Source organism: Paenibacillus sp. MBLB1832, assembly GCF_032271945.1.
GTDB lineage: Bacteria > Bacillota > Bacilli > Paenibacillales > NBRC-103111 > Paenibacillus_E > Paenibacillus_E roseopurpureus.
Genome location: NZ_CP130319.1, coordinates 3,219,462 through 3,242,822 on the forward strand (window position 1 = coordinate 3,219,462; position 23,361 = coordinate 3,242,822).

At 44.0% G+C, this 23,361-nt stretch carries 18 protein-coding genes; 2 read left to right on the forward strand and 16 right to left on the reverse strand.

Translation table 11 applies throughout. The annotated features are described in order from the left end of the window. Nucleotides 1-70 precede the first annotated feature (70 nt). The 9 genes from MJB10_RS14400 to MJB10_RS14440 form a co-directional block, all read right to left on the reverse strand. Nucleotides 71-562: a dihydrofolate reductase family protein gene (locus tag MJB10_RS14400; RefSeq protein WP_314795675.1), complete on the reverse strand. Its 492-nt coding sequence runs from the start codon at nt 560-562 to the stop codon at nt 71-73. 249 nt (nt 563-811) lie between these two features. Then, nucleotides 812-1,453, reverse strand: coding sequence for a hypothetical protein (locus MJB10_RS14405; RefSeq protein ID WP_314795677.1), 642 nt, complete (start codon nt 1,451-1,453; stop codon nt 812-814). A gap of 6 nt (nt 1,454-1,459) precedes the next feature. Further along, nucleotides 1,460-2,578 (reverse strand): sugar ABC transporter permease, encoded by a 1,119-nt coding sequence (locus MJB10_RS14410; protein ID WP_397386635.1) that lies wholly within the window; start codon nt 2,576-2,578, stop codon nt 1,460-1,462. 68 nt (nt 2,579-2,646) lie between these two features. Beyond that, entirely contained in the window at nt 2,647-4,167 is a 1,521-nt protein-coding gene (locus MJB10_RS14415; RefSeq protein WP_314795680.1) for a sugar ABC transporter ATP-binding protein, read from the reverse strand. 92 nt (nt 4,168-4,259) lie between these two features. After that, the gene (locus tag MJB10_RS14420) at nt 4,260-5,357 is read right to left on the reverse strand and encodes a sugar ABC transporter substrate-binding protein (RefSeq protein ID WP_314795681.1); all 1,098 of its coding nucleotides are present in this window, start codon (nt 5,355-5,357) and stop codon (nt 4,260-4,262) included. A 111-nt stretch (nt 5,358-5,468) separates the two neighbouring features. Beyond that, the gene (xylF, locus tag MJB10_RS14425; protein ID WP_397386636.1) at nt 5,469-6,509 is read right to left on the reverse strand and encodes a D-xylose ABC transporter substrate-binding protein; all 1,041 of its coding nucleotides are present in this window, start codon (nt 6,507-6,509) and stop codon (nt 5,469-5,471) included. A 91-nt stretch (nt 6,510-6,600) separates the two neighbouring features. Continuing rightward, nucleotides 6,601-8,178, reverse strand: a complete 1,578-nt coding sequence (locus MJB10_RS14430) for a response regulator (RefSeq protein ID WP_314795684.1) — start codon at nt 8,176-8,178, stop codon at nt 6,601-6,603. Further along, on the reverse strand, nt 8,175-9,614 hold the full coding sequence (locus tag MJB10_RS14435) for a sensor histidine kinase (protein WP_314795685.1): 1,440 nt from the start codon (nt 9,612-9,614) through the stop codon (nt 8,175-8,177). The genes MJB10_RS14430 and MJB10_RS14435 overlap by 4 nt, the downstream gene beginning before the upstream one ends. Further along, nucleotides 9,611-10,594 (reverse strand): substrate-binding domain-containing protein, encoded by a 984-nt coding sequence (locus tag MJB10_RS14440; protein WP_314795687.1) that lies wholly within the window; start codon nt 10,592-10,594, stop codon nt 9,611-9,613. The genes MJB10_RS14435 and MJB10_RS14440 overlap by 4 nt, the downstream gene beginning before the upstream one ends. 162 nt (nt 10,595-10,756) lie before the next feature. Here MJB10_RS14440 and MJB10_RS14445 point away from each other — a divergent pair, with 162 nt between their 5' ends. Then, nucleotides 10,757-11,182, forward strand: coding sequence for a VOC family protein (locus MJB10_RS14445; RefSeq protein WP_314795689.1), 426 nt, complete (start codon nt 10,757-10,759; stop codon nt 11,180-11,182). A gap of 166 nt (nt 11,183-11,348) precedes the next feature. Continuing rightward, nucleotides 11,349-12,335: a copper amine oxidase N-terminal domain-containing protein gene (locus tag MJB10_RS14450; protein WP_314795690.1), complete on the forward strand. Its 987-nt coding sequence runs from the start codon at nt 11,349-11,351 to the stop codon at nt 12,333-12,335. Between the two features lie 30 nt (nt 12,336-12,365). On the opposite strand, the gene MJB10_RS14455 is transcribed toward MJB10_RS14450, so the two are convergent. From MJB10_RS14455 to MJB10_RS14485, 7 genes are read right to left on the reverse strand one after another with little or no spacing between them, the layout of a single operon-like run. Next, entirely contained in the window at nt 12,366-13,049 is a 684-nt protein-coding gene (locus MJB10_RS14455; RefSeq protein WP_314795691.1) for a DUF4956 domain-containing protein, read from the reverse strand. A 22-nt stretch (nt 13,050-13,071) separates the two neighbouring features. Continuing rightward, nucleotides 13,072-13,785, reverse strand: a complete 714-nt coding sequence (locus tag MJB10_RS14460) for a polyphosphate polymerase domain-containing protein (protein ID WP_314795692.1) — start codon at nt 13,783-13,785, stop codon at nt 13,072-13,074. Next, nucleotides 13,782-16,883, reverse strand: a complete 3,102-nt coding sequence (pelG, locus tag MJB10_RS14465) for an exopolysaccharide Pel transporter PelG (RefSeq protein ID WP_314795693.1) — start codon at nt 16,881-16,883, stop codon at nt 13,782-13,784. The genes MJB10_RS14460 and pelG overlap by 4 nt, the downstream gene beginning before the upstream one ends. Further along, complete coding sequence (gene pelF, locus MJB10_RS14470; RefSeq protein ID WP_314795694.1) at nt 16,871-18,304, reverse strand: GT4 family glycosyltransferase PelF; 1,434 nt, start codon at nt 18,302-18,304, stop codon at nt 16,871-16,873. Before pelF ends, pelG begins: the two co-directional genes overlap by 13 nt. Before the next feature lie 5 nt (nt 18,305-18,309). After that, nucleotides 18,310-20,130, reverse strand: coding sequence for a DUF2194 domain-containing protein (locus MJB10_RS14475; protein WP_314795696.1), 1,821 nt, complete (start codon nt 20,128-20,130; stop codon nt 18,310-18,312). Further along, the gene (locus MJB10_RS14480; RefSeq protein ID WP_314795698.1) at nt 20,105-21,034 is read right to left on the reverse strand and encodes a hypothetical protein; all 930 of its coding nucleotides are present in this window, start codon (nt 21,032-21,034) and stop codon (nt 20,105-20,107) included. Before MJB10_RS14480 ends, MJB10_RS14475 begins: the two co-directional genes overlap by 26 nt. Further along, nucleotides 21,027-23,219, reverse strand: a complete 2,193-nt coding sequence (locus MJB10_RS14485) for an NAD-dependent epimerase/dehydratase family protein (protein ID WP_314795699.1) — start codon at nt 23,217-23,219, stop codon at nt 21,027-21,029. The genes MJB10_RS14480 and MJB10_RS14485 overlap by 8 nt, the downstream gene beginning before the upstream one ends. Between the last annotated feature and the right edge of the window lie 142 nt (nt 23,220-23,361).

Consider the following 23,361-nt stretch of genomic DNA (forward strand, 5'->3'; position numbering starts at 1 on the left):
GCCGCTTGTGGCACGAATATATGAAGCTGATAAGCTACACTTAGCATGGTAAGGAAGACGTGAAATTATTCTACTTGGTCACGTAATGAAGCTGAGCAAATTGTCCGTATTGTGTCGTGCGCAATAAGGTGAGTTCTGTTTCTGGATTGTTCGTTTTAAATAGAGGAATCCCCCTCCCTAACACGATGGGTACAATGGTGACGATCCATTCATCAACTAGCTTTGCTTTGATAATGCCATCGGCCAACTCAGAGCCGCCGACTAGCCAAATATCTTTGCCTTCTTGCGCTTTCAATTCACGTGTGAAGGCTACAGGATCCGAGTTGATGTAGGTCACATACGGATCGGGACGGTTTTCCGTGCGTGAGAAAATGTAGCAGATGCGGTCACTATGTGGGAACGTGTCTACCATGGATAAGACATGTTCATACGTACTTTTGCCCATCAGCATCGTATCTGTCGTCGCATAGAACTCCGAATATCCTACATCACCTTCACTTTCCACCGAAAACATCCAATCCAGGCTGCCATTCTCCCGCGCGATAAATCCATCCAAGCTCATCGCTATGAGAAAACCTCTATCGAGGCCATTCGAAGATGAGCGACCGCGTTTAGAGGTAGGTTTTATCGCCAATAAGCAAGCTGTTTTCGTAACACGAAAACTTAGACTTTCTTATGTGGTAAAAAATACAACTTTCCGTTTCATCATCGTCACATTTCCCCTCCATCTCTAACTTTCCTCAGTATAGCGGCGAAGCTATTGAAAAACAAAATAAGCAATGCCCCCGCATCGCGGAACATCGCTTATTACTTACTCAACCTCTTGCATATCCAGGTACGCGTCATCCTCTTCCACATACACATGATAAGTCCCTCGCCAGAAGGCCTCGTTTCTCTCCTCGTAGGTGAGCTCCAAGCTCATCGACTGCCCGATTTGCTCGGCATAATAACGATAAGCATGAAAGAAATTGCGCTCCGATGAGCTGTACGCATTACCACCCGCTATCAAGGACTGCCTTGATATTCCAATCCCCACAAGCATCGATATGCATACTGCCAAACATTTCGTCAGGAAATACGCCACCACGCCCTCTAATCCTGTCAGCAAATAACCAACTACAATCGACAAAATGGTGGGAATGAAACCAATGGCAATCCGTCCATATGCAGCTCCCAACTGGATAAATGGAAACAAGATCAGGCCGCTCGCGCTAAAAATCATCCCAATCAGCATCGCGGTAAATGTGCATACGCTTATACCCTGCGGGCTCAATTGAAGAAAGAAGCATAGCATGCCTGTCGCAAAGCCCATCGACGTGGACATTAAACTAATGTCTTCCGTCGTTTTGAGAATTTGCTTCGGGCTGATTTCGGGATATAATCGCGCCATCAGGCCGAAGCTCGTTGCCACATCAAGCTTAATGAGAAGTCCTTGAGGTGTGCGAATGGTCATCTCGGTTTACGCTCTTTTCTTACGTGTCACAACATCGAAAATAACGGCAATCGCCAACACTGCGCCGCGAATCATGTACTGGTAGGAAATTCCAATCCCCATCAAGTTCATCCCGCTGGACAATGAAGCCATGACGATCGCGCCAATGATGGACCCGGTAATTTTACCAACGCCGCCTGCCGCTGAAACACCGCCAACATAAGCTGCTGCAATCGCATCCAACTCGAACAAAGTTCCCGCTGTCGTTGTTGCGGATTGCAAACGAGCCGTGAAGAGAATCCCCGATAGCGCTGAGAGCAGCCCCATCGAGCCGAAGACGATATAGGTAATCTTTTTCACGCTAATCCCGCTCAAATTCGCTGCTTCTGGATTGCTTCCGACCGCATAAATATGTCTTCCGAGCACAGTCGAAGTCGTCAAGAAATGATACACCATCACGACAACCATGACGATAATGACGGTCCAGGAGAAGCCATTATAACCCGCTAAAATCCAAGTAATATAAGCGATAATCGCTGATACGAAAATGACTTTTACCGCGAAAATTTCTTTGGACACGACATCAAAATTGTACTTCAATTTATTGTTGCGTTTAGAGAACTCGCTGTAGATGTATACGACAATCATCAATGCGCCGAGCAGCAAGGAAAGCAGATCAAGACCATTTACTTTCGTAATCGCAGGAATGAAACCATTCCCAATCGCATTGAAATGCTCATCTTTAATGATGATTGTCCCCGTCTTCTCTGTGACACGCAGCAACGCACCTCTGAAAATCAACATCCCCGCTAATGAGGCCACAAAGGACGGAATACCGAATTGTGCGACCAATAGACCGTTAAACAAACCTACAATGATACCAAGTACCAAAATGATCGGAATCGTGATATAAAAAGGTACTCCAGCCTGTGTCAGCAATACGGCCGCAATAGCTCCCAAGAAACCAGCGGCGAACCCGACAGATAAATCGATATGCCTGATCACGATGACGAGCGTCATACCTACGGCCAAAACCGCAATGTAGCCTGTTGCATCGATCAAATTACTGATGTTGCGTGAGGACATAAATAATCCATCAGTCATGATGGAGAAGGTTAACATGATGATGAATAACGCGATATACATCCCATATTCCCGAATATTCACTTTAATTAGCGATTTCGCTTCACTATATAATTGCACTGGTCTTCCTCCTATTGCGTAGCAAGCTTCATAATGGTTTCTTGATCCGCTTCTTCGATGGAAAGCTCGCCTTTCATTTTCCCTTCGGCCATGACGTAGACACGATCACTCATCCCTAGCACTTCACTGAGCTCCGAAGAAATCATAATGATGCTCATGCCTTCACTGATTAATTTATTCATGATCGTATAGATTTCGTATTTGGCGCCAACGTCAATCCCACGGGTAGGTTCGTCGAGAATCAACAAATTCGGTTTCACAAACAACCATTTGCCAAGCGATACTTTCTGCTGATTACCGCCGCTCAAATTGCCGACAATTTGCTCAACGGATGGAGCTTTGATATTTAACGAGGTTTTGTAATGCGTCGAAATTTTGACTTCCTCGTTATTGTTGATGACCCCTTTATCCGAAATGCCATTCAAATTGGCGACCGAAATGTTCTGCTTAATATCCTGGATTAAAAATAATCCATCACCTTTGCGATCCTCTGTTACATAGGCAATCCCTGCGGCAATGGCATCCTTCGGATGATGAAACTGTTTTTTCTCGCCGTCGAGGAAGAGCTCCCCGCGGATTTTAAATCCTTTGGGATTGCCGAAAATGCTTTGGGCTAATTCGGTTCTTCCCGAGCCCATGAGTCCAGCAATACCGACGATTTCACCTTTTTTCACATGCAAATGGGCATCTTTCACAACGTCACGGCCGAGCTGCGGATCGTATGCGGTCCAATTCCGAATTTCGAGGATGTTGGAGCCGAACGATTTTTTATCTCTTTTCGGATAGATGTCGTCGATTTCCCGCCCCACCATGCTCTTAATGATGACGCTTTCGGAAATTTCACTTTTGGCAGCATCCAGCGTGCAGATCGTCCTGCCGTCACGAAGCACCGTGATATGATCGGCGATAGCCGTAACTTCTTTGAGCTTATGTGAAATCATAATGCTCGTGATCCCTTGCTTCTTCAGCTCTTTCAGTAGTTCCAGCAAGTTTTCGCTTTCTTTCTCATTCAGCGCAGCTGTGGGCTCATCCAGGATGAGCAGCTTTACATCTTTGCTTAGCGCTTTGGCAATTTCCACGAGTTGCTGCTTCCCTACGCCTAGATCCTTGACGAGAACCTCGGGATTTACATCCAGCTTCACTTTGTTCAGCATCTCTTTGGCTTGTTGGATCGTTTGGTTCCAATCCACCATGATCCCTTTTCTCACTTCATTGCCCGCATAGATGTTCTCATAGACCGTCAGATCGGGGAATAGTGCTAATTCCTGATAAATAATGGCGATGCCTGTTTTGACACTGTCACTAATCTTAGCAAAATGCTGAACGCGACCCTCGAAAACGATATCCCCTGCGTATGTGCCATGTGGATACACGCCGCTCAACACCTTCATCAGTGTCGATTTGCCCGCACCATTCTCGCCAACCAAACAGTGAATTTCACCGGCATGCACCTTGAAATTCACGTTGGATAACGCTTTAACGCCCGTGAACTCTTTGGAAATTCCATTCATTTCTAATATGTATTTACTCATTGTTGAGCGCTCCTTAACAAGACGACTCTTGGAATAGCGGAATAGTGATAGACGTATCTATCACTATTCCGACCAAGCTATAGTTGCTTACTTTATAGACCTTTGAAATCGCTTGCTTGGTAGTAGGCGGAATCAACAAGTGCGGATTTCACGTTCGCTTTATCAACAACGATGACGTTCGTTTGCTTCGCTTTTACATCGATTTTGCCGTTGTTGTAAGAACCTGTAGTTTCAGGTGTTTTACCGTCAAGAATCGCTACAGCCATACCCATCGCATCTTTAACCAATGTACGAACATCTTTAAATACCGTCATAGATTGTTTGCCGTCAATTACGTATTGGATGGACGCTTTCTCAGCATCTTGACCAGTTACAAGGAATTTCGTTACGGCTTTATCTCCTGCAAATACATCTGCGATGGAGCGTGCAGTTCCGTCATTTGGCGCCAAGATTGCAACGTTACCTTTCATGTCGGCTGCTGCTGCAGTCAAATGCGTTTGTGCTTTATTTTTCGCTTCGTTCGCATCCCAGTTCGTCGTAATTTGACCAATGATTTTACTCATTTGCTCACGTGTCAATTTCGCATTGCCTTTCAATGCAACCGCTTCGCTGGAGTTAGCAATTTTGAAAGTGCCGTCCGCGATTTTAGGTTGAAGAACTTGCCAAGCTCCATCGAAGAACAAGAACGCATTGTTATCGGAAGCTGCACCTGCATACAGGTAAAGCGGTTGACCTTTTTGTGCTTTATCTACGAGGTATTGCGCTTGCGCTTTACCTACTGCCACGCTGTCAAACGTTACATAGTAGTTAACAGCATCTGTTTTCGTGATCAAACGGTCGTAAGAGATAACTTGAACGCCAGCTTTTTTAGCTGCTTCAACTGCAGCTGCTGCTGCGTCACCATCTTGTGGACAAATAATCAGAACTTTAATGCCTTTTGCAATCAACGCATCCACATTTTCTTTTTCCTTTGCAGATGAACCTTGGCTGAACAAAATTTCAGTTGTATATTTCGAACCCTTTAGCGCATCTTTGAATCGTTGCTCATCTTGAACCCATCTTGGCTCATCTTTCGTTGGAAGAACAATCCCTACACTTACTTTCGAACTCGAGTTGCCGCAAGCTGCTACGAAAACAGCAAGCATCATCACTACTAACATCATGGAAATCGCTTTCACACTACGTTTCATTCGTATACCCCTCTCAATTGTTTTGGCGTTTCGCCAACTACAAACTGAGTATATCATCGGTTTTTGCGAATGAAACCGCTTTATATTAGCACTTTTTTTAATAATGCTATACTATTTTGTGATTTGTGTCCCTTTTACATTGCGATATACATCTTCATGCGTATGAAAGCCGTCCGCAATGATCGTTGCATCCATATTCGTGCGGTCGACCGCAATCGGGTCAAGCAAAATTGAAGGCACATCGATTTTTTTGTTGTTTACTTTTTTATCCGCGTGGACATTTTCACCCTTCGCCATCTTCACGGCAAGCTCAGCAGCCGTTTCCGCCAACTTGCGGATCGGCTTATACACCGTCATCGTCTGCGTGCCTTCAACGATCCGCTGTGCAGCCGCCAGCTCTGCATCCTGGCCAGATACAGGGATTTTGCCGGCCATACTCTGAGCCGCAAGGGCTTGAATAACTCCGCCAGCCGTGGCGTCGTTCGCCGCGACAACGGCTTGCACGTTGTTACGATTCGCTCTTAAAGCCAGCTCCATATTGGCAAGCGCATTAGCAGGCTTCCATTCCTTCGTGGCTTGATCGTACACAATCGTAATGTCGCCGCGTTCGACAAACGGTTTCAAGATGTTCATTTGCCCCTTTTTGAACATATGCGCATTATTGTCTGTGTCTGCTCCCTCAATGAGCACATAGTTCCCCTTCGGAACCTTCGACACAATCGCTTTCGCCTGCAGCTCGCCTGCTTTCTCATTATCGAAAGAGATGTATAAATCCACATCCGAATTCACGATCAAGCGATCATAGGAAATTACTTTGATGCCGGATTGATGCGCTTTTTGCACGATGGCCGAAGCAACCTCCGCATTGTGAGGTACAACGACTAACACATCAACCCCCTGCGAAATCAAATTCTCCGCTTGTGACAGCTGCTTCGCATCATCGCCATTCGCAGCTTGCACTTCAATGCTAGCCCCCAGCTTCTCAACGGCCGCTTTGAAGAGATCGCGATCCTTCTGCCAGCGTTCTTCCAGCAACGTGTCGATCGATAATCCGACGACGACCTTCTGGTTGGCTGGCCTCAACGGGCGAGGCGTTGGTTGATTCGATTGCATGGCGACCCCTTGGTCGACAGTTGTGGTATTTGCTTGCATCAATGAGCAGGCAGACAGGAGTAGCGTCAAACTGACAGCTAATCCTGTTGCTGCTCCTTGCTTTAAGCGACTTTTCAATGCCAACGCCTCCTTATAGCTGCTTTTTGTTTGATGGCCGCAGCAGCATCTTCCGATAATCTGTCGGCGAGAGACCGACAAGCTTCTTGAATACGCGGCTGAAATAATTGGGATCGTTATAGCCGACCTCGTACGTAATTTCTTTCAAACTCATTTCCGTTTCCTGCATCAGCCCCTTCGCCGTTTCAATCCGATGCTCCGTGAGGAAATCGATATAATTCATGCCAAAATGTTCCTTGAACAGCTTGCTGACATAGAACGGATTCCGATTAACCGTAGCCGCCAATCGTTCCAGGGAAAGATCCTCATGTGCATGTGCTTGGATATAGGCCTTCATCGTTTGGAGTAAATCCGTTTCTACCGCATCTCCCATATCCACTAATTGATGAATCAGCAGGTGAGACTCGGCTTTCAGCTGTTTATAACTGGTTGGCGGATATGGAAAATACGGCTTATTCACGACCATCCCCATGTCTTCCAGCATGCGGGATACGATAATCAGCACTTCAAAAATACGCTGCTGCGCCATCGCAATTCCCTGACCGAAGCCCTCCGACACATCAATCATTTTCATGAGGATGTCACTTGCCCCATCCATATTTCCGCATCGTGCTGCCTCTAGCACGCCTTTTTCCATCTCAAGCGTATGTCCTCCGACACTCTGGATATCTTGTCTGGACACATCTTCGTACAGACAATAGCGGGCAGGCAGCGAGACATCCATCGAAGCGAGCAGCGCTTCATGATACGATTTGCGCATGTCGCGCATATCGCGGCACACACCTCCGATGCCGATGAATAGACGGTGGCGGTCCCAAATGCCATTCATGGATTGCAACAAACGCCTTGCTAGTCCGATCGCTTGCGCACGCGGCGTTAATTCGCCATCTAGGAATACGATTAGCGGAATTTGATGCCCTGACATTTTGCCAATCCAATACGGTTGTGCGTACATCTGTAACTGATTTTTCACATGCGCATAAACCGCATCCAAATCCGGCTGCTCTTCCTCCTGCTCACCAAATTCCGAAAAAACTAAGGTCATGACAAAACCATCGCCTGCGGGAGGAAGCCCGATGAGATCGATCATCTCGTGTAAAATCTGAGCAGGCATTTCCGTAAATAACAACTGCTCCACGAGATCCGCTTCGAGCAATGGCGTCATCTTCCGCAGCTTCTCCTTCTCGTGGTTGCGGTGTGCCTCCTCTAGCTGGAGATGCTTCATTTCCTCGACAACCCGACTGATCGTGTCTAGTACGACGGAGATTCGGCTTGGCTTCAGCATATAATCGTACACACCGAGTCGGATCGCTTGTTGGGCGAATTCGAACGTATCAAAAGCCGTGACCATGATAAATTTGATTCGCTCATTCGTTGCTTTAATCTGTTCAATGGCTTGAAGACCATTAATGCCTGGCATTTTAATATCCATCGTAATGAGATCAGGCTGGAGCCGTGCCGCAGCTTCAATCGCTTCCCGTCCGTTCGAAGCCTGACCGACTACCTCTACTTCTGTAAACCCTTCCTCGATGATCTTTTGAAGCGCCATACGCTCAATCGGTTCATCGTCGACAATGAGTACACGAATCATGATTTATGCCCCCTCGGCAGTTTCAAAGTAATACATGTCCCTACGCCAACTTGGGAGTCGATGTCTATAATTTCTTCGACTCCGTAGAAAAGCTGCAGGCGATGAATCACGTTCCAGATGCCGATTCCTGTTGAATGTCCCTTATACATCGTATTCTCCGTTTGTGAAAGCAATCTCGTGAGCTGCTCTTCTTCCATACCCTGCCCTGTATCTTGCACCTGGACCAATACGTAATTCTCGTCTTGTTTAACGCGAATCGTTAAGGTTCCGCCTTCTTCCGCTGGTTCAATCGCATAAATAAACGCATTTTCTGCAAGCGGTTGCAGGATCAGAATTGGCAGCTCAATCCCTAGGGCCGATTTGTCAATTTCTCGAACAACTTGCAGCCGTTCTCCGAACCTTGCTTTCTGAATCGTCAAATATTCCTCTAACACTTCAAGCTCATCCTTCAACGAAACACGGCTGTCCAGCTTACGCAGATTATATCGGAGCATCCCTGCGACAGAACTGATTAATTCACTCGTTTTGCCTGCCCCAGCCAAATACGCCTCCTTAGAGAGCATATTAAGTGTATTAAATAAAAAATGCGGATTGATTTGACTTTGCAAGCTCTTAAGTTCACTTTCCTTTAACATGAGCTTATGCCGATGCAGGTCATACTCCAGCTGTGCTTTGCTTTGAATATCATCGATCAACGTACCAATCTTGAGTCGCATACTATCCAGCGTAATCGCCAGAAACGCCATTTCATCATTCGTAGCCACTTCAATTGGATTCTTGAAATTCCCGCGAGACAGCTCGCGAGCGGACAGCGTTAGCTTCAGAAGCGGCTGGGTCACACTATTGACGAACCGATAGGAAAATAGCAAGAGCAGCAAGGACACGAACGCCAGCGTCCATAACCCCATTTTCTTAATCTCATCACTGCGTTTAATAATTTTGCGGTAGAACGCATCATAGGTGTTTTGTTCGCCGCTAATTAACGTAAGTGTTGCTTCTGATATGTATTTGGAAATATTAGACGCCTCGTCGAATTGCTTGGCCGCGTTCTCTTCATCGTTATCCTTCTGAAAACGAACCGCTAAATCCATCGCCTCCGACTGACTCTCCAGCATGTTCTGCAGACTGTCCAGCAGCATACTGTTCGTTACGTTGCGCAGCCAATCCATCTCGACTTTCGTACGGAGCAAACTCGCATTATCGTTCCCGTACTGATTCAAGTTTTCCAGCGTAGGCGCAATCCGATATTTATTCAGCGACGTCAACGACTGTTGGCTGAGCTGCGAAGCTTGGTTCATTTGCAAATACCGCTGTAAAATGCCGTTATATTTCTCAACCGTCCGCTGGTTATACAGACTCATCGAGAGCCAAATAATCGCCATAATGATCCAAATGAGGATCGAGAGCATCATCATTTTGCTGCGTATCGTTTTCATGGCGCGCTCACCTCAACTTCCGGTGAGGTAACGACACTGATCGGTGTGAAGTAGCTGTTCTCTAGAGGCAGCTGAGTGGCATCCAACCAACGTTTCATCAGATTGACGCTCATTACGCCCATTTCTTCGTAGTGCTGCGACAACCCCGACTTGACCTGACCATTTTTAATCAACATGACCGTTTGCGGAGAGTCATCGAAGAGGTAGATCGGATATTCCTTTTTACCCGCGCGTGCGCGTGCAGCTTGTACAATGCTCTCTCCCGAATCTGTCGACAGCCCGATGAAGGCGTTGACCGCTGGATTGTGGTTCAAAATATCATTCGTCTGCCCCTTGGGCTGCGACATCTCGATGTCATTCGAGGCAAGGACGACTTGGATTCCGTCAAATTTGCTCAACACTTCCCTCAGCCCCTTAAGCCGCAAATCATCGGTTGTCGGTGAAACGAGATTCTGAATCACACCAACAACTCCGTGCCCTTTCAGCTGCGTTGCAATATATTGCCCCATGATAATGCCTTCTTGATAGTGATCGGACCCGATATAGGACTTGCGTAAACTGTTTGGCGCATCCGAGTTAATCGTGATGACAGGAATCCCTTTCTCCGTAGCTTTCTTAACGATCGCATCGAAATCAGGGTGATCCACGCCTTCAACAATGATCCCACTCGCCTTGGAAGCGATTGCAATATCGATCTGCTTAATTAACCCTTCCAGGTTCGACCGATACACACCCCAGAAATCAATCTTCAGCTGATGAAGCTCGGCGGCTTTCCTCGCCCCCTTCTGAACTTCATTCATCATAAAGCTGCCTTGCTCTTGCGAGATGATGACGATCCGTTCTGCATGCTCGTTATACATCGGTCTGGCCTCACTGGACAAGCTCAAATCACTCTGGAAAATCACGCCCACATAGTATAAGGAAAAGGACAGCGTGATACAGCTGCACACGAGAATGGCGATCACCATTAGTTTTTTCATGACTTCACCTACAGCCTATGCCAATTTTCAGTTATTCTATCATGATTTCTGTCATTCGAATACCATTAAAAAATCCGGCACATAGGACCAAGTTGGCTTTTTCCATTTTCCAATGGTAAAATGTAGGGGATTGTCCCAATTCACTTTAAGAGGAGAATGGTTATGTCAATTAATATCTATCTAAATTTCCCTGGCAACACGCGCGAAGTCGTAGCTTTCTATGCAGAAGCTTTTAACCAGCCAGCTCCAAAAATTCTTGCTTTCGGCGATATGCCGCAAAACCCGAACTATCCACTACCTGAGGAAGCAAAAAACCTCGTTATGCACACACGCCTTGAACTAAGCGGCAGCACAGTAATGTTCTCTGACACATTCCCTGGCATGCCTTTCACGGCAGGTAATAACTTCAGCATGTCTCTTGTCAGCAAAGACATCAATGAAATCAAGGATGCCTTCCACAAATTGAAAGAAGGCGGCGAAGTTAAAATGGAGCTTCAAGCAACCGATTGGAGCAAATTGTATGGGCAGGTTGAAGACAAATTCGGAATTCTATGGCAATTTAATCTAGATAGCGGTGAAGGCTTCTAATTCAACAGAAGTTATTCCTCTAGCTTCGATGAACATTTCTACTTGTTAAATAAAGCCGCTGGCTACCAGCGGTTTTTTCGATGTCATTCTACTTGAATTCTTGATATATTAGTAGTAGCCTTCCGTCTCACCGATAAAGCTTATTTCCTTTTGGAAGGATGACACTATGCGCTGGACTCCTCGTATATCATTGATTTTTGCCATATTCCTGCTAGGTGCTGATTCCTCCTCATCAGAGACCTACAGCGATCATATAGAAATGCTGCAATTCCGTTCGCAAACTGCTCCAAACACGGAGCCGATTAAAGCGGTCCTGCATGGTGCTGAGCAATTTGAGGTGTCTTGGAGATTGCAAGAAATGACTAACCAGAAGCTGTTTATTTCAAGCGATAACACGGCCTATTATCAAGTCAACGATCAATGGAAATCTGTTCTTCCAAGCGGTGAACGGTTGCCTATAATGCAAAGTTCCTTGCTCCCAGAACCCGTAAATACGCCAATATCGATAAATTTCAAAGTAACTGAGGGCAGTCTGAGCCTACTTGATAATCTACAAACTCGTTGGACCTACTCACTCCCTGGAACAAATCAAATCCGACCAAGTTCACTGCAATATGATGCATCCGAGCATATCTATTTTCAGGATACACGCGGCAGTTGGTATTCGCTTGACCAAACCGGAAAAGAGCGCTACAAGTTGATTTTGCAAGATCAAGATAACGAGCTTGTGTGCAGAACTGCTCCGTCCGGAGACGCTTTCTGTACTTCACCTCAACTTGGTATCTTTGCTATTCGAGAAAAAACAAACGCCCCTCGCCTCATTCTGGATGGCAAAGAGCGTTTTTTCACACAAAAACCGCAAATTATGAACGACCGCACGCTCGTGCCTCTTCGTTCCATTTTTGAAGCCATGCAAGCGAAGGTCGACTGGAACGAGGATTCTCAAACTGTTATCGCGACAAAAGGAAATCGAACCATTAAGCTAACGTTAAATAACGATATGGCTTATCTGAACGGAAAGAAGATTCAACTTGATGCGCCACCTGTCCTCTATCAGCAAAGCATGTATGTGCCGCTTCGATTCGTAGGAGAATCACTTGGCGCTACCGTGATCTGGGAGAATGCAACCCGAACTATTCAAATTATCAGCTAAAAGTGCGCCCATGACAATGGTCACTTAAAGTTATTGGGCATAGTCCCCCGTATAATTAATCAAAGAAACGTCATGCACGCCTTCAATGCGGGACAGTTCATTCACAAAAGCAGTGTTATCATCCCGCAAACGCATCTCAAGTGTCAACTCCGTGAAGTTTTTACGGACCGTTTTCGATTTCACCTGATAGTTCATCTGTCTTAACCTTATGCGCAGCTCACTTATGGAATCGTCCGAATGACGGATGATCAACAAGTAGGGCTGTTCTCTTATTTTACGCCTTGACAAAAATAGAAGTGCAGCACCCACGGCCAAAGAGCCGAGCAATGCAACTGGGTATAACTTCGCTCCAGCGGCGATTCCCACCGAGATCGCCCAAAACATATAAACGATATCCAGTGGATCTTTTACTGCTGTTCGGAACCGTACGATACTGAGCGCACCGACCATTCCAAGTGATAATACGATGTTCGTGGAGATCGTCATAATAATAAGTGCCGTAATCATACTCATGAGAACAAAAGTTACATTGTAATTGTAGCTGTAGACGACGCCGCGGAACGTTTTACGATAAATATAATAAATAAACATACCGATCCCAAATGAAACCGCAAGCCCAATCAAAATATCAATATATGAAATATTGCGGAAAGCCTCAAAATGAAGGATGCTCTTCTTGACTACATCCTGAAAGTTCAACGAATCTCCCATCATGTCTCCCTTTTCTCTTTAACTTTTATGGTCTAAAATGCCGAAAACCTACTTCGCGGCAGATGACGTACTTAGAAATACTGGAACGGTTATGCGTTTCCGGACGGACGATGAGCCGGATCGCTTCTGGAAGAAAATCGTTGTATTTAATCTCCATAATGGTCTTGGTTGAATCAAGAGCTTCGGTCAGCGCCAAATTGGGATCAAACAAATCATGTGTATTTATGCCTGCTGACAACATTTTATCGAACGTAATACGGACATCGCCTAATTCATAGACGTAGGCCTCACGAACATAATCTACAATGACTGCTGGCTGGTAACCGCCTTGCAGCGCTCTGTGGAAATCCTTAATCAGGGGATGGTTGTACTCTAATAAGAAGGAAATGTCTCTATTCAATATTCGATCATAGTCAACTCGATTTAACTGAACGGACTCTTTACTCACGTAATCCCCGTACTTGCTTTTTCTCTCTAGCTTAATCGTCTGGTCTCCGCCATTATAAATACGAATGCGGAACTTCTGGCGACCAAAGATGCCATTCACTTTATCGTAAAGTGAATGATCCTTTGGACTGTCGAAATATAAGCTGGAGATGTTATACCCATCGTTGTCGTCCGAATTACCATCCAGTGGGAGCATAGCAGCAAGTCGCTGCCTCAGCGTAACGTATTCGTATGGGTGTATATAATATTTTTGTTCATGTCGCAGTTTTTTTCCTAGAAATTCCAAGTTCACTCCACCTTTATTGCTCGTACACCGTAGTATGGCTTGCCATCAATCGACTGTAATTCAAAAGCGATTTGCTGATGTCCCTTCCCATCTTGAACGGTAACTTTCCAGAAATATTCCCCCGACTTTAGGCTGCTTAATTCTACGCTAGTATCCTTCAGATTTTTCCGTTGCTCGATAACTTCTGTAAATGCAGGATCTTTGGCCAATGTCCATTCATATGTCAGATCGTCCCCTTGCAAATCAAAGGATGGATCCCATTCAAACCTGTATTTGCCGTTTTCATGAATTAAATCCCCCATAAAAAATGGCTTCGGCTTCTCTATATCCTCTTTAAAGCGCTCCAGTGAGCGGAGCGGAACTCCCTCAATCCTTTTGAATTCATCGTTCAATTTGCTTAGATGAGTCGGCAGAAAGTTGATATCCGGCGCCTTTACCATAAACGGCTCGACAATTCCACGGTACGTTTGCAGACGTTTGGCAACAGTCTCATTATTAATCGTTGCGTAAAGCTCATCGATTTTATCTTTCAGTAATTGGACGTTTTTTTCGCTTCGGAAAAATCTATTGTGGAGCACACTTCCCCAAAAATTGCTGACTCCTTCGCTATACGGACTAATACTTCCTTGTCCCCGTTGAAGCTCCCATCCTCCATCATAGTCCCAAGGAAGGAAATACCATTTTTCGGAATTTAATGGCGAATACAAGAAGAAATTTTGTGCATCTGTATCCATGTTATCCATGAGAATGTTAGCAGCAAGAAACGTCAAGTAATTTTCTAAATCAAAGTGTTTGGCTACCACATCGTCAATGGGTATAGTCAAATTATTCACATCATCGAGCATCGTCAGAAGCTTTTCATGATCCTCATACCCATCAATCTCCAAGCGTGTTTCAAACGCTGCTTTATTGTAAGCTGGGTCAGATTTTGACTTAAGTTCATCCGGATACCGGAAAAACTCGAACATGATCGCTTTGTACAATTGTCCGTTCGGATCCAACCAATGACTCTTCAAAAACTTTTCATTCGGCTGCTCGATATGTGTAAACAAGCCATAATCCTCGAAGGATTCCCCTTTTCCTTCGGATAGATCCTTAACGTAAAGATGAACGAATTGGGTCCTAAGACTTGTCATATTAGGAATCGTCTCAAAAATGTCGAAACTTAATTTATTACGGATCCGTGTGCTATCTAAGATATGTTTATTCAGATTCAGCGTCTTCTGGTCATGCCACAGTCCCGCTTGATCCTCTAAGCGAATTTTGTAGGAGCGTTGCGCAGCATAACGAGCGGTGTTCCCGCGTATACTGATTTTCCCGTTGCTTCCAGTGCTCCCATATCCGAACATGCCAGATTTAGGACCGCTTCCGTCTGGAGCGCCTTCTTGTACAATGACTTTGAGATCGCCCTCATCCATTCGGTTCTTAATACGATTCATGGCATACCAAGTGAGTGGATTCTCTTTGCCGCGCTTATCTGGCAGGATCGTTAAGTAGATCGTGTCAACGGACGTGTCATTATCCTGCTGATAGAGTCGCTTATCTTCTATCAACTTATCATTAGCAGCAATTGGTGCCGTGACAGGGGACATCTGAGGTCCAGTCCCAGATTCGTGGGATGAATCATTAGAACATGCGGATAGAAAAATCACCGAGATAACCAATAGCATCGTAACAACTGAAGATTTTCTCCTGAAGTGATACCAACGTGAAACCTTCTTCGGTACGGTAATCGGTTGAGCACAAAATGTGTAGTAATCTATATTTCTTACATACATTATGAGCCTTGCTAACGCGCATAACAATGCCACGAAGGCCGCAATGAAAATGCCAAAACCATGATATTCTATTTTCATGAACCAATATGTGAAACCTGCGTTCAATAAAACAAACAAGCTGCTAATAGCAAGCACGCCTTTCCGATCGTCAAAATACAGCATGATGAGCATAATAATGAACGACATGATGAAAACAAAGTAACCTAAGACGAGTATGTTGAACATATAGAGCTGTTCATTAGAGAAGCCGAGCTTAAGTAGAAGCTTGATACCTAAAGCAAGAGAAATCACTGTAAACAGCAGCTGCACCTCCATCATGAAGCTGACTTCCTGCATCAATGTTCGCTGCATATCCAATTTGGCACGCATAATCTCCTGCAGTGTTCCTCCATTTAAAATTTTATCATAATATCCGCGGAATTTGTCATAAAAGGACGTCTCCACAGATACAACAAAAGTGACTAATGTCGGAACCACTGTTAAATACGCGTAAAAGACTGGTAAATCGTAGAAAGGTGAAATGACAAATCTCTCTCCGATCCGTTCATTATAAGGGCTGAACCAATAAACAAAGCTATGCACATATACACCCGAATAAAAAAAGGTGCCAATAAAGAAGAGGGAAGGATATTTACGGAAATATGTGAAAAAATTAAAATATACCCGACTTGACTTTCTTGGAAACTTTTGTTCAAAATGATAGGCGGTCAGCAGCACGATGAGCATGAAGCCAATATCCATCATGGTAAGCACGGCAGCAGCACTCTTATACGGCGTATACTTCAAAAGCAGCCAAGAGCCAGCGATAGCAATAACAACACCGCAACAGAAGTTTCGAACGATTCTTTTGTAATCCTTAAGCGCAGATAAGTGAACAGACTGCAGCCAAATAATAATTAATTCAGAGAAAAACAGATAGGCTGCTGCTTTATATCCGAGTCCAGCTGAAACATTCCGAAGAAATAACCATGCAAGTAGAGATCCTATCGGTAATGCCGTTGCAATCGCTCCATAGTAAGAAGATAGTAGGTGCTCATATTTTCTCAGATAGATCATGTCCGAAATATAGCGGGTCACGAGCATAGATAATCCTCCGGTAATGAGTACAGAGAAAATGAAACAATACACGACGGTCGCAAGAAACAGCTGGCGATCCAAGTAAGGAGATTCTGCTGCGAGCATGAACCTCTGCATACATACAATGGTACTCATGCACAAAATCATCGGTCCCACTGTCGTCATGGAGGAATAGGCATATGCCCTAAAGCTATTAAACAGCCCTTTCTGTCCGAACAATCTCCGAAGTTCGAATCCTATACCCGCCATGCGTTCACCCACCCATACGAGTCATAGAGATGTTGATAACCTTCAATAAACTGCTTCCGTGTATAGTGCTTGCCTGCCCGCTCCAAGCCGTTGCGTCCCATCTCTTCTCGCAATCTTTTATTCTTACACAGCTTTATAACTGCTGTGGCCATCTGATCATAATGCATGACAGGCACAATGATTCCACCTGGACCTATGTCATCATCCCTACCATGAAGCAGATCGCGACAACTTCCTACATCAGTAGCTACAAATGGCTTGGCACTGGCCATCCCTTCCAAAATCGCAAGCGGCATACCTTCACTCACACTTGACAATACCATGATATCCATACGGCCTAAATATTCTATAATTCGCACTTCCCCTGTAAAAATGACACCCTCCACTTGCAATGTATCTACAAGCTGCTGACACTCCATCAGGTATTCCTCATCCTCTTCCGACGGTCCCATGATGTATAGTTCAGCATGCGGCACTTCCCGCTTAACTAGTGCAAAGCTTTGAATCATAGTCTTGATATCTTTGATCGGTACAACACGCACGATTGCGCCAATTCGCACAATAGAATCATCAGGCCGTTTCTCCATGACCACTTCTTCATAATCGCTTAAATTGACCCCGTTTGGAATAATTTTTATTTTATCTGGATGACAGCCAAGCTCAATTTCAATTTCACGGTTCCGACTAAATAAGGTAATCACCTCGTCCGCGCTATCATAAGCGCACTCCGATAGACGGTAAAAGTATTCAATCCATAAATCTTTAAAATAACCTTTCACCCAACCCGCTTTAATAATTTCCTCTTCACGTTCACGAGAATAAATACCATGCTCAGTCACAATGAAAGGTTTTTTGTGAAGATGCTTGGCCAACGCGCCAATGACACCCGCATAACCTGTGGAAACACTGTGATATAGATCAGCTTTCGGAATATCATGTCGAATGGACAAAAACAACGGCAGCACCATCGAACGAACTGTCCAAAACATTTCCGTAAATGGGATCTGGGGATAGCGCTCCTTACACAACTCGACCAGCAGATCAAAATAGTCCTTGCTCATTAAAAAATCTGCCGCTACACGAAACTGTTTGGTACGCAGTAAATTAAAGAGAACTCCCCATTCCACATGTCCTCTTCCACCAAGCAAGGATTGGAACGATTCCTGTTCAATGTCTGACAAGCGAAAGCGATGCCCCCATTCTCCCGATTCGCGCATGTAAGCGTCAAGAAATATTTCTTTCACCTCAACAACATTGGGTGGCAGTTTATATTTAAATTGGCCTCGCTGCTTCTCGAATGCACCAATTGTGAATATCACAAATTCGTGCTCTGGTATATTGGTAATCAATGAATGAATCCAACTTGAGACCCCTCCCGTCACATAAGGATAGGAGCCTTCGGCGATCATACAAATCCGCATATTATTCATCCACCTAATTCAATGTCAAATTCAGTCGTAGAAGCTGTAATTAAATATGTGTTCGTATCAATTTTTTCAACTTTGCATCCATGAAGCTTGCCTATTTTATTGGTCATCCTAGCAACAAAGTAGGCACGGTCGTGGAAATTGGTCATCTTACCTCGCAGAATGTTCCCTTCCACACTTAACGATACCTGACTCGCAAGTTCTGCTTCCATATCGATGGCAGCCTCTGATGAAGTCATCGCTCTTAACCATGGATAGGTCTGATGAACACGTTCAAGCATTTCGGAAAGGTTTTTATACATCTTGTCCCATTTCAATCCTTCGCTGCGATCCTTCGAGATGATATCATCCGGATGGATGAAATGCGAGAATATCCCATGTGTCGTCACAGCATTAGCGATTAACCATCTTTGAAAATTCCCTTCTGAATAACCTGAAGTCATACGAGGCATTTCTAGAATACCGTCACTCGCTATGGCATACTCCTGTACATATGCTAGATCGCTTCCATCCTCTGGATATAGGGATGAGATGACCGCAAGCGTTGGCCAGCCCTTCTTCAAAGCTTCTCGTCCTTCAGGACTAAGCACATTCGATGGAGGAACATACGAAACCATAGAATAATTCGGAAAAGCTTGCTTCGCGAAATCAATAACTTCCTTGGTTGCTTCCGTCATATCATTGATGCTGCCCCATGGCACATATTCAAATGCATCCGCGACTTCCTTACTTGTCGTTAAGGATTGATGATTATACCCATGAAGGCCAATTTCACCGCCGCTCTTAAGAACCTCTCGTCCATAAGAGACAAGTCCTTTGGTATCCTTATCTAACGGAGAATTGAAAGGAGGTTGGACAATTTGCTGATAGGATTCAATCAATACTGCCGTATATTTCACATCGCTCTTTTTCGCTAATGACAGCATATCCGGCCACCAAATATCTTTGAAAAACGCAGGCCTTGATTTATGATACTCGTCATAAATCATAGTATCCATTGTGTTCGCTATCGGCATCGGAAAATCATCAAGATAGACAATTTTCGAATTGAAGATTGGGTATACAAACACAGGTTCCAGCATACCTAGAGCGCCCGCAATAAGTCCCCTATTTAATTTTTCCTGCAGCATCGTCCCATTAAACACCATGAATTTTCCTTGGCCATAAGGGTAATCCCAAAGTAGAGGGACTCCTTCCGCTGATTTCGCCAACACCCTGCTTTTCAAATCTAATTCAACGGACATCATCGAATTGAAGATGAAAGGATCATTAATAGTTAACTCATCTTCACCAATTAATACATTTGAAGTTAGATGGATACCCCTCGAATTAAGATTCTCTCTTACGTTAACAATGCCCATCTTCCGATACAGGCGATAAAACGAATCTCCCTTCTCGGGTGTTGTCTCCTGAAATACATATCCGCCCTGTTTCACATACTGTGCGAGTTCATCAACATTGCCGATTAACGACATGTTCGTCAATGTCGAGATAACAACTTGGCATCCGTTTGTTTGAACAACTTCACTTCGCACATCAAAAGTCTTCATTGGCTTTTTCAGATAACCTAACACATTTTCTGTTTGCGTTTTTAATTTCACGCTGAATTCATCTGATCTATCGAAAAGTACACAATAGGATTTACCTGAAGTCTGAACCTGTGCGACCGCAGGTTTCAATCCTTTCAGACTGCCATTCGCAGTGCCGTTACGGTTGAACTGAAGAATGAATTGTGAATTTGTGACTTGCACAGCAACAGCCAGCAAAAAAATACCGATAAGAATCATGTAGACGTTACGTTTGAATCCGATTTTTTTCATCTGCATTCTCCTCTGACCAAAACCTTACTACCGTTAATGCCTGACTGGATAATCGTATGGGAGATTTTCTAAGTTGGTTTAGCGTCGATTTTAATTTCTCGATCGAGCGCATCGTATAGTACACTCTTATTAGACTGAGATAAGCCTCCTCATGCAATGGAAATTGCTTTAAATACAGTAAGGCGGTTTGTTCCGCCTCTGTATATTCTTTCAATTCAAGGTCGGTAGCAATCTTGTCGACATAGGCTTGGGCTGCATCAGGGACTTCATCAATCAACAATTTCAACACGTTCGTGTAGGTATAGCCATACTTAATCCGTGTCCGTTCATCAAGGAAACCGCTGCGCATATAAGACTTTAATATTTCCGAATACGATTGGAGTACTTGAACGTCCTTCTTATTCTCCTCAAACTTAACTGCCAACTCTTGCATGTTGATGACAATTTTCCGTTTTAATTCCATGATCGCACTGACGGCGTAATGCGACGTTTCCGTGTCTTCATTGCTAACAGCCATTTGAAGAATTTCAAGGTAGTCCAATGAGTCTTGCTTCAGCAAATCAATCATGGCTCGACGTCTTGTTGATAAATCGTTGACAAGTAAAGCTTCCTCTAGAGGAACAACGTTCATTTCCTTCTCCGTTTCCAATTTACTCAGAACATTCGGAATGGTGGAATTTTCAACGAGCAAATCATCGAACAGCGTGTTCCTCGCTTTTTCATGCCTTACATCACTCCGTTCATGCCAACGCTTGGAGCGAAATGTAGGAAGCAAAAATCCGATCACTGGAAATCCAACAGCTAGTACAATACGAACCCAGGCTTCATTCTTATCATGTCGATGACGGAAACCGATCCACACAGTGCACGTGGAGACATATATTAGCAGCACCCACTCAAGCATAGCTGAACTCCTCTTGGAACATACGCATATAAATCCCATTTTGTTCAAATCGATTCAAAACGAAAGAGGCTTCTTCCTGATTCGAATTGGATAGCAGTACAATAAGCTTTCCGTCCCTGCTCATACCCAAATAATCCGTTTCTCGTAAATATTTTGATACCTTTTGCGGGATTTCCTCCGAAACTTCAAATGTGTCAATGGGGGTAAGCAGTATAAATTCAACGCCATGTTTAGCATTAGCAAGTTGTTTGCTAGCTAATATATCGGCAAAAACCTCTGGTCTCAAGACTGTCGTTCCATCCATATACCTCTGACTGACAGTCGCTTCAACATAGGAGAGTGCTCTTGAGAGCGAAGATGAGATTAATTCCACCATAATCTTGAACAGATTTTGGTGATATAGTGTGAAATTTTCAAATTTCATCGTATACACGGAAATAACCGCAACGACTTTACCATGGTTAAAAATAGGCGCAGCGAGGAGAGGAATTCCTCCATTTAGTTCTTTGTTTACAAACAGTTTTTTCTCTTGAAGCAGGGTTTGGATATAAGGAAAATCCTCCACCTTCATCGATTTGCTCGCTTCGAATTGCGTACTATTGGATTTCGCCAATAAACGAAGGTAACTACCGTATTTATTTACCGTATAAATCGTAACGGATTGCGATTTCATAATGGATTCAACAACACTTACCGTCGAAGTAAAGATTTTTTCTGGCTCAAGACTCTCTAACTCTTTAATAACGGAATAGATCTTCCCAAAACTATCGCCATTATTCATGATTTGCTGCTGCAGTTCCTCTTTAACCTGACGTGTTTCCTTGAATACTTCGGTTAAGAAATCATGTTTTTCCGACAGTGTTACAAACTGTTGCTTATTCGATTCAAGGATCGTGTTTTTACGCTCCACGGCATAGCCTACGACTAATCCGATAAACAAATAGACAGCTAAATGAAAGAAGAAGTCCGTATCATAAAATAAAGAAAGCATTTCCCTGCCATTATCCAGTTCATTATACATATATAGCGTTGTTGACATAAAGACGGCAAGCATGGACTGTCTATTGCCATAAAGAATGCCTAGTAAAATAATATAAATAATTTTGATGTCGATTAACTCAGACATGAGTCCTTGGGTCAATGTACCGATCCATGCTGTTAATCCGAGAGCTAGAAGATTCTCTGCATAAGGCAATATCGTGCGAATGACCTTGGCAAGTCTTGAATATGACCTTTGTTCCTTTACCTTAATTCGTGATTGTCCTCGGGATGGGTGCTGCTGTAAGAACCAATCATACGTTTTCGCAAGTCCCTGCTGAAAGGAATACTTGGGCACCCAGTCCAAATCGTTCACAATTCGCTGGTTATCTAACTTAGAACGGTAGATGTCTCCTTCACGTTGACCAGCATACGTTAGGTTCACTGTGCCATGCATACTTTGCAAAGCGTGTATTAGATCCTTGACCGAATTTTCCGTACTTGTAGATAGATTATAAACACCTTTCAAATTGGAATAAGACGAACGAAAGATAGCATCAGCTACATCCTCAACGTAGATAAAATCCCTGGTTTGACCACCATCGCCATAGACGACGAGTTCTGTTCCGCTCATTACCATTTCCATAAATATGGAAATGACGCCACCTTCACCTACACTGCCTTGGCGTGGTCCATATACATTTGAAAATCGGAAGCATAGCGTGTCTAGTCCGTACAGTTCTCTCCACTTGTGACAATACGTTTCACCAATCCATTTATTAATACCATAAGGTGAAATCGGATCACATTTCGCAGATTCAGGAATAGGAATTTGATCATTGTTCCCATATACAGCAGCGGATGAAGCGAAAATAAACTTATGAACATTGTACTTCTGAGCTAATGACAGCATGTTGGAAAGACCGAGGACATTTGATCGTGAATCCAGAATCGGGTCTTCAACCGATGTCTTCACGCTCACTTGAGCCGCGAGATGAACAACTGTATCGAACCTGTTGCTGCGAAAAATTTCCTCACATTTCCGATCTTCTACGGATAATATATAACCCTTATGTTTAAAGTCCACATTTTGCTTATTACCCGTTGACATATTATCTATAATAAAAACTTCATATCCCTCTTTAAAGAAGCGCTCCGCGACAAAAGATCCTATAAATCCATATCCTCCTGTAATTAACACCTTCATTCCGAGTTCCTCCAGGATAGATTATTTTTGTGTTTCGTTTTTGCCTAAACCAGTTCGCAAGTATTACATCAATATAGTACTTATAGCATATTTTCCGACAATTATAAAGCGAAATATCGTCAAAATTCATGATTTTATAGTA